The sequence below is a fragment of the Rhizobium terrae genome (assembly GCF_003425685.1).
Classification (GTDB): Bacteria; Pseudomonadota; Alphaproteobacteria; order Rhizobiales; family Rhizobiaceae; genus Neorhizobium; species Neorhizobium terrae.
In genome coordinates, this window is record NZ_QJKM01000019.1 from 1 (window position 1) to 12,616 (window position 12,616).

Here is a 12,616-nt window from a genome sequence, read left to right on the forward strand (position 1 = left end):
TGGAAACCCACACCGCATGTCCGTATGGCCCGTTGCAATCCACACCCGCACATTTTGACCGGAAGGAAGCGTGATCATCGCAACGTCTCCAGCCCTCGCATGATCCGCAGCAGCGCCTCAACGTCGACGCTGCCGTCCACGACCACGCGACGGCCGTTCGCCGCGACAATCTCCATGCGACCGGAAGAAGACGCCGCCGGATGCTCCATCGCAGCAGGTGGAGTGGCCTGCTTCACCGGCACAAAAGTTTCCGGCATGACGAACGCCGGCACAAAACCATCGGTTTGTTTCTGGCCGTGCAAACCCTGGCGAACCGACTTGCGCCAACGGTTCAACAGCGAGCGGCTGATGCCGTACTGACGGGCCGTGGCCGACGCCTGGCCTCTCCCCGCAAAGCTTTCTGCGACAATCCGCAGCTTCTCATCTTCCGTAAAGCGACGCCGCCGTCCGGTGTTGATCACCTCAAGACGGCTCACCCGAGACCCACTGTCTCCTCTCAAAATCTCCATCCGTCCAACTGTCCTTATGCATGGGAATAAGGACAGGGTCTGAACTGTTTTAATCAATATTCACAGGCGGTCTCGCTCGGACGGATACAAAAGAGTGGCCGTGATGAGTGCTGCAAATGCCTGTCGCATGGTCTGGCTCCACTAGGGTTCTCGGTTTGGAGGCGATCGCGCATGGATGCTTGGTGCGGTTCGGCAGACGCTCAGATCCGCCGAACCGCGGGCGTCGGTCATTGGGACCGCGGGGCGTTGTTGTCGACGACCTGCTGATAGGCAACGAGGTCCAGAAAGGCCTCCGCATTGGCGACGAGGCCGTCCTTCATTTTGAGTATCCAGACGAACTGGTTGCGATAAGGAGCGCCCGACGTCGTGGTCGCTGTTCCGTCGAAGCGGATGATGACCGTGTCGCCGTCGGCGAAGATGTTGTGCACCTCCGGCGCGATGGGGGTCGCGAGCCGGCTGGTCAGAGGACGCGATGCCTGTTCGATGAAGTCCTTCTGGTTAAGATAGGTGCCGGCGACCGGTCCGGAGCCATGGATCGTCCAGACGACATCGGGAGCGAGAAGTTCCGCGAAGACATAGGTGCCTCCACGCCACTTTTCGAAGGCGGCTTCCACGATCGCTTTGTTTCGTTGCTCGATCGCGGCACTGTCCGTAGCCTGCGTTGCCGCGGTGTTGGCGAAGGCTGCGCCCGGCACGGCGAGCGACAGCAATCCCAATGCAATCAGAGCTGTTCGGCTCGCGCGGGCGATATGGTGGCACCTCTGGAGGGTCATGATATCGGTCCTTTCCTGTTGCTGAGGGCTTGTTGGGACCTATCGACTGGCATGAAGATCATGCACCGTCGACAGGCCTCACATTGTCTGAAGGGCAGCCGCGGCGTTCGATCGCGGCGTTGCCGAAGATCAGTTGCTGGACGAGGGGACGATGCGTGAAGCGAGCGGGAAAAACGGGGCTCGGGGCGCTGATCCGGTTTAAACGATCCAATTGTTCCGGCGTCAGCAGCAGATCCAGAGCTCCAAGATTGTCTTCGGCCTGAGCGAGCGTGCGGGCGCCGATGATAGGGGAGACGACCGTCGGATTGGCTAGCGTCCACGCAAGCGCCACTTGCGATGGTGTGGAGTTGGCCTCTTCGGCGACGGCTCGAACCTCGTCCGCAATTTCGATCGCGCGCTCGTTGAGGTGCCCGGACGACGCTATGACACCCTTGCGGCTGGCGGACACAGCCGCCTCTCGTGAATCCTCGACGTCGGCAAGGGAATATTTGCCCGTGAGGACGCCACCGCCGAGCGGTGACCACGGGAGCACCCCAAGGCCCAGAGCCTCAGCCGCCGGCATAAGCTCGTGCTCCACCGTCCGTTCCACGAGGCTGTATTCGATCTGCAGCGCCACGAAAGGCGACCAGCCGCGAATGTCGGCGAGCGTCTGCATTTGCGCAACGCGCCATCCAGGCGTGTTGCAAATGCCGAGATAGAGTACCTTTCCGGACCGAACGAGGTCGTCGAGCCCTCGCATGACCTCATCCGGCCGGGTCGTCATGTCCCACGCATGCAGATAAAGGAGGTCGATGCGATCCGTGGCGAGTTGCTTCAAGCTCTGCTCAACGGAGCGTACCATGTTCAGGCGGTGGTTACCGCCTGAGTTCGGGTTGGCCGGGTCGCGTGCCATCGTAAATTTCGTCGCAAGAACGATCCGCTCGCGCTTGTCGCCGATAAAGGTTCCTAGCAAACGTTCGGCGCCTCCATTGGTGTAGTTCACCGATGTGTCGACGAAGTTACCGCCGCGATCGACATAGAGATCGAAGATGCGGCGGGCCTCATCGCCGTCCGCACCCCATCCCCACTCGGAACCGAAGGTCATCGTTCCAAGGCTCAATGGCGAAATGCGCAAACCCGACCTTCCAAGAAGTCTGTAGTGATCAAGCGTCATGTTGGCTGTCTCCTGTTAGTGAGACAAAGTTAGGCGTATCGATAAGATGGGACAACTTGCTCAATAGTGACCAAGCTGGTAATATTTACTAACCAATGGCAATCGATCTGAACGGCATTTCTGTTTTCTTGGCGGTCGCCGAAGCGCGGAGCTTTCGCGTTGCCGCGGAGAATTTGGGCGTCACCCGGCCAGCGGTCAGCCAGACCATCCGCCGTCTCGAAGATCGGCTGGGCGTCGCCCTTGTGCAGCGCACGACACGCAGCGTCAGTCTCACAGAGGCCGGCGAACAGCTTTATCAGCGCATTTCGCCGGCTATTTCCGAAGTCGGCATGGCGCTCGACGCGACGGCGGACCGCGACAGCGCACCGAGCGGACTGTTGAGGCTGGCAGTATCGTCCATCGCCGAACAGTTCATATCCGGGCCGCTTTTAGCGCGTTTCGCGGATGCCTTTCCCGCAGTTCAGGTTGACGTAACTGTAACGGACGAGGAATTCGACATCGTCGCGGAAGGTTGTGACGCTGGGGTGCGACTGGGCGAAGTCATCGACCAGGACATGATTGCCGTTCCGGTCTCGGGCGATCAGCGGCAGGGCGCCTTCGCCGCACCGTCCTACATCGAACGTTTCGGCAAGCCCGGACATCCTTCGGAACTTTCGGCCCATCGTTGTATAGGCTGGCGCCCAGCGCCACACAGTGCGCCCTATCGTTGGGAGTTCGAGCAGAATGGACGTGAGTTCGACGTGGCTGTCGACCCGCAGATCACCACCAATGACATGTGGCTTATGATCCGCACAGCCTGTGCCGGCGGCGGCATCACCTTCGGTATGGAAGACACGTTCAGACCCTATGTCGAATCCGGTCAGTTGATCCCTCTCCTTCAGGACTATTGCCCTCCGTTTGCCGGCTTCTTTCTCTATTACCCCAGCCGGCGCAATCTCGCTCCAAAACTGCGTGCACTCGTCGACCATGTGAAGCAGTGGCGATAGCGCCCCCACGACATCGTCGTCATCACGGTCATTGCCGGGTCGGGCCGCTACGAGGCAGAACGCCCGAGGGCCGCGGCTACCTTGAAGCCGTGGTCCCATCGCGGATGGTCATCTGGATCGCCCGCCTGATCGCATCGCTTGGTCCAAGAGGCCGTCCAGCTTTCTGACTCAGCACCCCTGAGGTCACCCCATCCGAATTCGGCCACATCGAACCTTGACATTCGTTCGCTACCTTGCAATTATCGTATGGTAGCGAACAAAATGAGCAGGCTGTTTCCATGCGCGATCAGGCCGACACCAAAGACCTCTCTGTGGGAGCATGGACGAAGCGGTGTTACTTCGCGGGCCGCGCTCTCATGGACGAGCGCCTGCGGCCATTCGATCTCGGATCCACGCAATGGTATGTGCTTTGGTATCTCGTCAACAACGGCCCGTCCGTCCAGCGCGACATCGGCCGCGCACTTGAACTGGAACGCGCGACTTTGAGCGGCATCATCGCCACGCTCGTCCGCAAAGATCTGGTCGCGCAGACTGCGGATGGAGGCGATCAGCGTCAACGTCTGCTGACTTTGACAGCCGCCGGCGATGCGTTGTGGCGCCGGATCCCCGATCTTTCTTTCATTCACGATGCTGCTTTCGGCGGTGTCGACGAGGCCGACCTTGCCACGACCATCCGCGTCCTCAAATCAGCGACCGAGCGATTGCAGACCCTGTTGCGAAAGGATTGAGCAAATGAGCGTATTGATCACCGGAGCCACCGGGCTTGTCGGCGAACGACTATTGCCGCGGTTGGTTGAGGCCGGCTTCGCCTGCCGTGTCCTGCTGCGGGCGGGCAAGGGCTGCCCCGAAGGAATAGAAGCCGTGACAGGCGATATTCTCGAACCTTCGACCCTGCCCAACGCCGTCCAGGGGGTTTCTGCCATCGTGCACCTTGCCGCCGTCTTTCGAACGCAAGACGCCGATCTTATCTGGAAGAGCAACCTCGACGGGACACGCAACCTGATTTCCGCCGTGGAGGCGCATGCTCCCGACGCGCGGTTCATCATGTCGAGCACCAGCCACGTCTACAATAAGGACAATCCGCATCCGGGAAGGGAAGACGACCCGGTTGATCCCCAGCACGCCTATCCCGCAAGCAAGGTCGCCGCAGAAAAGGAACTGCGCGAAAGCGGGTTGAACTGGTCGATCCTGCGCTTCCCCTTCGTCTATGGCGATGGAGACGGACATCTCGAATCTCTTCCCAAGCACGTCAGCAGCTGGCATCCGGCCCAGCGCATGAGCACGATCCACCATCGTGACATCGCCCAGGCAGTCACACTGGCGCTGCAAGGTGTATTCGATCGGCGCATCGTGAACGTCGCCGACGAGGCGCCCTCCTCCGTTTACGAACTCGCGGGCATGGTGGGCAGGCGGCTGGACCCAAGTTGCGAGCCTCTCCCAAACCCCTGGTATCTGCATGTCGATACGTCCCTCGCCCGCAGCCTGGGTTTTCATCCCAGTATCAGGACCGTCTATCAAGCCTGGCAGGAGGGACATCTCTGAATCAAAGCGCGGAATTTCTCCAACCTTCTCCAGCATTGGGCGAGGCAATGCGTTGTGGCGACGACAACCGACAGGTCCATGAACTGATGTCAGCAAGACGTGCCGTCCGCGATGCGAAGGGAGATCCGGTAGCCATCAGGACGGCCCGGTATCTGATCAATCAGGCGAAAGTTGCTCTCGGCGAGCGCGGCGACCCCTGGTGGAACGACGGCGCGCCTGACTACAACAGGCACATGGCGAAGAACACGCCTTATGCCGACTGGTTTGCAAGCCTTTAGAAGCGCCTCGTCTTCAAAGAAGGAGGGGTGCTTCAGGTGCCGCTTTCTTTTTCGCCCATAGCTCGTTGGTCCGCTCCATCGTCACGAGTTCAGGCGGAAACGTCCGCTTCTGGAATGCGAGCGCATCTTCGAAGCTGCCGTGAAGCCATTGTTCGTATTCGTCGGCGTGCAAGAGAACCGGCATGCGATTGTGCACCGGTAGGATCGCTTCGTTCGCGTCCGTCATGACACCGGAGTAGACCGGACCCCATTCGTCGCTGATGCGCCACAGGCCCGCCCATGCGAAGACAGGCTGGTCTTTCAGTGAGAACCATGTCCTTGTCATCCTGCCCTTTTCACCCTCGGCTTCGGCAAAACCCGTTACGGGGATCAGACACCGCCATTGCGGCTTTCGCGCCAGGCCGATCCACATGCCTTTTGTAAGATCCGCGATGTTGTTGACCGGCTTTGGCTTTGCTTCCGGCTTCATGCCTTTCAGGCGCAGCGGAAAGCCCCAGACCATTGAGCGGAGCTCGCGAACACCCTCATTCTCCGTCACCACCATCCCCGGCGTGCCCGGATAGACTTCCTCCGGGGCGTTCGACTGCATCGGGTTCGGTACGCGAAAGTGCGCGGCCACTTCCGCAGCGGACAGACGGACGGTGTACAAGTTACACATTCTGCAGACCTTTCGACTGGAAACCGAGCAGGAGACCTCGGTTACATAAGCATGTTGTCCCGACGGGGTGAAGCCTTGGAGGGCGAAACGCCGCTTTGCCAGCGGTCGCGGCTATGAAGGATTTCGAAGTCATCGGATGGCGGCGGCTCGCGGAACTGGAAGGCGATGACGTCCTCGATCGGGCCATGAAGCCAGCGGTCGTATTCGTCCGGATTGAGCAAAACCGGCATGCGATCGTTGAACGGCCTGATCTTCTCGTTGGCGGTCATGGTCATGCCGGCGAACACGGGACCGAAGTCGGGCGTGTTCTTGGCAAAGCCCGCCCAGGCCATCAAAGGTTGGCGGTTCTTCGAAAACCACGATCGGGTTTTTGCCCCTTTTACACCGTCGGGATTTGCGAAGTGTGTCAGAGGGATCAAGCAGCGATATCTGGGATGAACGACGATGCGGTCCCAGAGCGGATTGGTGAGATCGGCAACAAGGCCTATTCGGCTCGGGGGCTCGCCTTCCCGTCGCATGTCGCGTGTCTGCCGTGGGAAGCCCCAAGGAATCGACTTCAGCAGCCGCAGTCCATCCTTCTCCAGCACGATCAGTCCGGGAGTGCCTTCGACTGTCTCGCTCGGCACCTCAAGGGCCGGCGCCATGTCGACCGCGAAATGCGTGACAATTTCCTCCAGGCTTTTGGTGACTGCAAACCGGCGCGACACAGCGGTCTCCTCAGTGGAAGTTTCTGGATTTGATTTTCAAATTATCGATATGGAGATCAGGTATATATATATCGCGAGCTTGCACAGCGGGTTTGGGATTATCCCGTGGATCCGGTCCTCCTCCGTGCTTGACCTGATCGCCGCGGCCATGGGGAAGCCTGAAGTCGCCGAGGCCGCCGTCCCGGTTACCAACGCTTGCCAGGTCGGAGGAGAAATCGAACAGACGCTGGGCAACGAGATGAACAACCTCGCCTTCCCGCTGAATGCGCCCGTTGATGGCCATCATGCTCGCCGTCATCAGGACCCGCCGCTGGCGTTCGAACAGCGACGGCCAGACGACCGCGTTGACGATACCGGTCTCGTCTTCCAGAGTCAGGAACATCACGCCCTTGGCCGATCCCGGTCGTTGTCGCACGAGAACCAGACCGGCCGTCCAAAGCCATCTACCGTCGCGTTGTCCCATCGCCTCGGCACAGGTAACGATGCCTTTGCGATTGAGGTCCTTTCGGAGAAACGAGACCGGATGCGCTCGCAACGTGAGACCGGTATGCGAGTAGTCCTCGACAACCTCCCTGCCCTCGGTCATCAATTTCAGGGCTACTTCGGGCTCCTGCATTTCGGCGATCACCTTGGCCTCGCGCTCAGCGGCGGCCGCCCAAAGCTCCAGGGGTTCATCCCGGAGCGCCTTGATATCCCAGAGTGCCTGCCGCCGCTCCAATTGCAGCGACGGCAGGAAAGCATCTGCCTCCGCCAGCTTGACCAGCGAAGACGGAGACACGCCGGAACGTCGCCACATGTCATCGGCCGATGCGAACGGCTGATCTCCCCGAGCCAGGATGATCCGGGCGGCATCGTTGGTGGACAGTCCCTTCACGAGGCGCATGCCAAGCCTGACAGCAAACCGGTCGGAATTGCCGATCCGCTCCATCGTGCAGTCCCAGCGGGAGCGGTTCACACAGACAGGTCGAACTTCGACACCGTGGTTTCTCGCATCCTGGACGATCTGCGCGACGCTGTAAAATCCCATCGGCTGGCTGTTCAGCAGGGCGGCACAAAAGACGTCGGGGTGGTGACACTTGACCCACGAACTTGCATAGGCGATCAGCGCGAAGCTCGCGGCGTGGCTTTCGGGAAAGCCATAGGAGCCGAAGCCTTCGAGCTGGGTGAAGGTTTTCTCCGCAAATTCCCGGCTGTAGCCGTTCTTGACCATGCCATCGACGAGCTTGTCCTTGAACTTCGAAACCCCGCCTGTAAACTTGAACGTCGCCATTGCCCGGCGCAACTGGTCGGCTTCGCCTGCCGTGAATCCGGCGCAGGTCATTGCGACCTTCATCGCGCTCTCCTGAAACAGCGGAACGCCAAGCGTCTTGCCGAGAACGGCTTCGAGTTCGGGCGTCGGATACTCGACCTTCTCCTTGCCTTCGCGCCGCCGCAGATACGGGTGCACCATGTCCCCCTGGATAGGTCCCGGCCGGACGATCGCCACCTGCACGACGAGGTCGTAAAACGTGCGAGGCTTCAGGCGGGGCAACATCGCCATCTGGGCGCGGCTTTCGATCTGGAACGTGCCGAGCGTATCGGCCTTTCGGATCATCGCGTAAGTGGCCGCGTCTTCCTGCTCGATATCGGTCAGCCCCATAGGAATGTTCTTGTGTTCCCTCAGCAGCTCGAACGATTTCGCCATGCAGGTCAGCATGCCGAGTGCCAGCACATCGACCTTCATGAACTTCAGTGCCTCGATGTCGTCCTTGTCCCATTCCACGACCTGCCGGTCCTTCATGGTCGCCGGTTCGATCGGCACCAGATCGTCGAGCCGATCCTGGGTCAGAACGAAACCGCCCGGATGCTGGCCGAGATGGCGGGGCGCGCCCATCAGCTGGGCCGAAAGGTCCAGCGCCAGCTTCAGACGGTAATCCGCCGTGTTCATGTTATTGTCCTTGAGCTGCTTCTCGCCGACGCCTTCCGACCAGCCCCAGACCCCAGAGGAGAGCTGCGTGATCAGGTCTTCTGGTAGCCCTAAGGCTTTGCCGACATCGCGCAGCGCGCCCTTGGCACGGTAGCGGGTGACGGTGGAACAGAGCGCAGAGCGCGAGCGGCCATAGGTCTCGTAGATCCACTGGATGACCTCTTCGCGGCGGGCGTGCTCGAAATCGACGTCGATATCCGGAGGCTCGTCGCGTTCCATCGACACGAACCGCTCGAACAACAGGTCACCGGCTTCCGGGTTGATGCTGGTGATGCCGAGGCAGTAACAGACGGCAGAATTGGCAGCCGATCCTCTTCCCTGGCAGAGAATGCCTTGCGACCGGGCATACCGGACGATGCTGTAGACGGTGAGGAAGTATGGTGCGTATTTCATCACCCGGATGAGTTCGAGCTCATGCAGGATCGCCTTGCGGACCTTGTCGGGGATCCCCTCCGGGTACCGGTTTGCGGCGCCCTCCCAGGCGAACTTGGTCAGCGACTGCTGGGCATCGAGACCGGGCACCAGGGCCTCCTCCGGGTACTGGTATTGCAGCTCGCTCATGTCGAAACGACAGCGATCGACGATTTCGCGCGTTCGTGCCAGCGCCTCCGGATATCCCGAGAACAGCCGGTGCATTTCTTCCGGCCCCTTTAAGAACCGATCGGCATGTCGCTCGCGATCGAAGCCTACGCTGTCGATCGTGGTGCGATTGCGGATGCAGGTGACGATGTCCTGCAACTGCCGGCGACTTGGATCATGAAACAAAACGTCGTTGGTGACGACCGTTTTGACCTTGTGGCGAGCGGCCAGGTTCGAGAGATTGTGAAGCCGCAGGCGATCATTCGGGCGACGGCGCAGGCACAGTGAGACATAGGCCCTATCGCCGAAAATCGCAGCGATCTTCCTGAGCTGGCCTGCAGTGGTCTCGTCGGCCTCATCCGGGACAAGAATCGCAATCAGCCCAGCGCTGTAGGCTTCCACGTCCGACAGATCAAGGATGCACTTGCCCTTGCCGCCCCGGCTCTTGCCAAGCGAAAGCAGGCGGGTCAGCCGCGAATAGGCTGGCCGGTCGGTCGGGTAGACCAGGATCGACGTACCGTCGGAAAGATCGAGCCGACAGCCGACGACCAGTCTAACGCCCGTGGTCTTTGCCGCCTCCCATGCCCGCACGATCCCGGCAAGCGAATTGCGATCGACCACGCCAAGAGCGTCTATGCCAAGCGCGGCCGCGGTGGCAAAAAGTTCCTCGGCCGAACTCGCTCCACGCAGGAACGAGAAATGCGTGGTGACCTGAAGTTCGGCATATCTCATCCAAACACCCCATGCAGAAACCAGAGGTGCGAGCCCGTCTCAGCATCCACCCCGTCACCGGCGCGATAGACCCAGTAGCGTTCACCCGCCTCGTCCTCGACAACGAAATAGTCCCGAACGGCGGCATGTTCTCTCGGACGAAGCCACCACTCGCCGAATATCCGCTCCGGGCCGTCCGCACGCTTCACCCGGCGGCGTTTGCCACGCCAGGTGAATACAGCCGGCGGCTGGTCGGGAAGCAGAGCGGTGACGTCGATCCGTTCCGGGTTTGCCAGCAGCCGCGAGGGCCTCGGCCATTTTGCAGCCCATGTCGCCCCGGTTTCGTCAGCCGTCGGGCCGACGCGCATCACCGATCGCTCGGGAACGTCGGAGGCGACGGGGGTGACCCGGTAAAGCCGCTGGCCGCGATTGCCGAGAATGTCGACAAGCGGTGTCACGTCGACCACGGGTTCTTCGATCAGAGAGGATGCGGCCTGCCGCTCCTCGAGTGGCTCTGCCATGATGGCGACAAGCACCATCCGTTCGATACCGAAGCCGGGATCGATCTTTTCGATGCGATCGCAGAGAAGCTTTGACAGTCTGGCGGGGTCACGCACCGGTTTTGCCAACCCGGCTCGAATGCACTGGCGGGTGTTATCGACACGATGGATGACAAGATCGGAACGCCTGACGCCGAGACCGCGTGCCTCAAGCTTAGAAGTGAGCTCACCAACCAGTCGGCGCACATATTTGGCGATCGTCTCCGCCGCGCCGATCGGCTCCTGAAAGTTCTTCGCTGCCTCGACAAGCTCCGGAGTGCGCAAAGGTTCGAGGGGTTCCGCCATTCGCCCGAAGAGCTGATCGAGGCGGCGCCCCACCTCAGGCCCATATCGCAGCGTCAACGGAGCGCGCGGCATTGCCGAGAGCTCCCCAACCGTCTCGACGCCCATCACCCGCAGTCCATGGATTGTGTCTGGCGGAAGACGCAGACAGTGGATCGGCAGGCCAGTCACCGCTCTCGCAACGCCGCCGACCGGGACAACCGTCGTTTCGGCCGACGTCACGCGGGTGATGGCATGCGCGGCTCCCCATGTATCCGCGACCGCCGCACGTGCGGTGAGGCCCCGTCCCCTCAGCCCGTTGACCAACCCGGAGATCAGCAGATCTTCACCGCCCTGCAGGTGATCGGCGCCCTCCGTGTCCATGACGATCCCGTCCACACCATCGACGGCGACGACCGGGCTGTACTGGCGGAGCGCCCATAGCGCCAGTCGTTCCAGGGCAGCAGCGTCGGCGCTGGGATCGGCATCGATCATCGTCAGATTGGCGACGATGGCCTGGGCTTTGCTCGCCGGCATGCCGATCTTGAGGCCCAGTTTGCGCGCGGCGGTATCGGCCGCCGAGATCCAGCGTTTCGACCCCGATTTCGAGATGACGACGAGCGGCTGATCAGCTGGCACGGCTCCCTCTCCATGTCGACGTATCCGGTCTGTTGGCAGAGTGGGGAAGTAGACACACACGACCCTTGGCATCACAGGCTCCTATCTCGAACTCAGCACACTCGCCTGCCTTCACGCGCATCAATTCCAAGAGCCATCGGGCCCGGCCGACACCCGCGACCGGCAGCTCCTCCGACGGAAGCACGCTCACCCTCCACCGTGTCATCGAGGCCGTCGGATTGCCGAAGTCCGACGCTTCCGTCTGCCGCCGCCACCTGCGGACAACAAGCCCCATGGTTCCTGTCTTTTCGGCGGCCAGCTGCAGCCGCCGGGATGCCACCATCGGCAATCGAACCAGCTCCCCGACCACGGCTGCCAAGCCACCGAAGGAGAGCCCTTCTTCCATGGACGCAAGGACATCCTCCTCCTTGTCGCCTTCGCAGAAGATCACTCGGTCGGGATGCAAGCCGGCTTGGGCGACGGCGGGGAAAAACAGGTCTGGCCTCGTCAGGCACCATAGGACCTTGCCCTTCGAGCGCGCGGCAATGCCGGCGGCGAACAACGCGGCCGCCGCGCCGTCCACAGTGCCAGAGCCGCCACCGGCGACCTCGTGAAGAGCCCCATAAGCCAGCCCACCACCGGGCAATCGCTCGTCCATCTCGCGGACGCCGAAGGGCAAAGCGGCAGGCTTCTTCGCCCCGCCGCCTTCCAGGTGCGCAATACGATCCCTGAGTTCCTCGATGACCCGAGGGCTATGGACGCGCGACATCGTTCACGGACCTCCCTCGGCTCGTGTTGCATGGACTTCATGTCCCCGAAAATTGTTGGTGTTCTTCTTTTGTTCCGTGCCCATGACGGAGTCAAGCCGGTCTTATCGAGCTTATTTAGGCTCCGCTAAAGCGCTGCGGGCGAAATGATGAAACGAATCAGGAGCCTAGGCTGCGGGAGCCAAGTGACTCCACCGCCTCATTTTTTTCCGCGTTTTGCACAAGGACCTGAAAGATGCGGCGGCGTGACAGCTGCCGAAACGAAAAAGCCTGCCGCGGGAGGAGGTGCGGCAGGCTTTTCGAAAGTAACCAAACAGCAACTGGGAGGAGGAGTGTCGCTGTTCCGCAAACGCCCTTGGGAGGAGGAGAGGACGTCTGCATGTCGAACCAACGCGGGAGGAGATGCACCGCTTCGATAGTCACATCATACAGGTTCTGGCCGCCTATTAAATGGGCTTTGCTGCAGCGCAGTCATGCCGAAAGCGCATATCAATTCCGACGGGCCGGGTCGGTCATTCAAAGCCGATGGCGCTGTTGTCCACCGCCCC

12 protein-coding genes are annotated in these 12,616 nt (G+C 61.0%); 4 read left to right on the plus strand and 8 right to left on the minus strand.

Annotated elements, in window-relative coordinates:
• Positions 1 to 74: 74 nt before the first annotated feature.
• From tnpA to DMO26_RS27410, 3 genes are all read right to left on the minus strand, one after another.
• Positions 75 to 509, minus strand: a complete 435-nt coding sequence (tnpA, locus tag DMO26_RS27400) for an IS66-like element accessory protein TnpA (RefSeq protein WP_117195506.1) — start codon at positions 507 to 509, stop codon at positions 75 to 77.
• A gap of 227 nt (positions 510 to 736) precedes the next feature.
• Complete coding sequence (locus DMO26_RS27405; protein WP_117195507.1) at positions 737 to 1,282, minus strand: nuclear transport factor 2 family protein; 546 nt, start codon at positions 1,280 to 1,282, stop codon at positions 737 to 739.
• 58 nt (positions 1,283 to 1,340) lie between these two features.
• The gene (locus DMO26_RS27410; RefSeq protein ID WP_117195508.1) at positions 1,341 to 2,435 is read right to left on the minus strand and encodes an aldo/keto reductase; all 1,095 of its coding nucleotides are present in this window, start codon (positions 2,433 to 2,435) and stop codon (positions 1,341 to 1,343) included.
• A gap of 95 nt (positions 2,436 to 2,530) precedes the next feature.
• On the opposite strand from DMO26_RS27410, the gene DMO26_RS27415 reads away from it, so the two are divergent.
• The 4 genes from DMO26_RS27415 to DMO26_RS27430 all read left to right on the plus strand — a co-directional run bounded on the left by DMO26_RS27415 (position 2,531) and on the right by DMO26_RS27430 (position 5,241).
• Entirely contained in the window at positions 2,531 to 3,421 is an 891-nt protein-coding gene (locus tag DMO26_RS27415) for a LysR family transcriptional regulator (protein ID WP_117195509.1), read from the plus strand.
• A gap of 278 nt (positions 3,422 to 3,699) precedes the next feature.
• The gene (locus DMO26_RS27420) at positions 3,700 to 4,149 is read left to right on the plus strand and encodes a MarR family winged helix-turn-helix transcriptional regulator (protein ID WP_117195510.1); all 450 of its coding nucleotides are present in this window, start codon (positions 3,700 to 3,702) and stop codon (positions 4,147 to 4,149) included.
• 4 nt (positions 4,150 to 4,153) lie between these two features.
• Positions 4,154 to 4,963 carry an NAD-dependent epimerase/dehydratase family protein gene (locus DMO26_RS27425; protein WP_117195511.1) on the plus strand — a complete coding sequence of 270 codons (810 nt, stop codon included), beginning with the start codon at positions 4,154 to 4,156 and terminating at the stop codon, positions 4,961 to 4,963.
• Between the two features lie 86 nt (positions 4,964 to 5,049).
• Positions 5,050 to 5,241, plus strand: coding sequence for a hypothetical protein (locus DMO26_RS27430; protein WP_226951437.1), 192 nt, complete (start codon positions 5,050 to 5,052; stop codon positions 5,239 to 5,241).
• Between the two features lie 13 nt (positions 5,242 to 5,254).
• Here DMO26_RS27430 and DMO26_RS27435 read toward each other — a convergent pair whose 3' ends face one another.
• The 5 genes from DMO26_RS27435 to DMO26_RS27455 are packed head-to-tail and all read right to left on the minus strand — an operon-like array spanning position 5,255 to position 12,070.
• On the minus strand, positions 5,255 to 5,899 hold the full coding sequence (locus DMO26_RS27435) for an SOS response-associated peptidase (RefSeq protein ID WP_117195513.1): 645 nt from the start codon (positions 5,897 to 5,899) through the stop codon (positions 5,255 to 5,257).
• Positions 5,900 to 5,940: 41 nt separating this feature from the next.
• Positions 5,941 to 6,606, minus strand: coding sequence for an SOS response-associated peptidase family protein (locus DMO26_RS27440; RefSeq protein ID WP_117195514.1), 666 nt, complete (start codon positions 6,604 to 6,606; stop codon positions 5,941 to 5,943).
• A 10-nt stretch (positions 6,607 to 6,616) separates the two neighbouring features.
• Positions 6,617 to 9,883 (minus strand): error-prone DNA polymerase, encoded by a 3,267-nt coding sequence (locus DMO26_RS27445; RefSeq protein WP_117195515.1) that lies wholly within the window; start codon positions 9,881 to 9,883, stop codon positions 6,617 to 6,619.
• Positions 9,880 to 11,394: a Y-family DNA polymerase gene (locus tag DMO26_RS27450; protein WP_205421268.1), complete on the minus strand. Its 1,515-nt coding sequence runs from the start codon at positions 11,392 to 11,394 to the stop codon at positions 9,880 to 9,882. The genes DMO26_RS27445 and DMO26_RS27450 overlap by 4 nt, the downstream gene beginning before the upstream one ends.
• Positions 11,312 to 12,070, minus strand: coding sequence for an ImuA family protein (locus DMO26_RS27455; protein WP_117195517.1), 759 nt, complete (start codon positions 12,068 to 12,070; stop codon positions 11,312 to 11,314). The genes DMO26_RS27450 and DMO26_RS27455 overlap by 83 nt, the downstream gene beginning before the upstream one ends.
• Positions 12,071 to 12,616 lie beyond the last annotated feature (546 nt).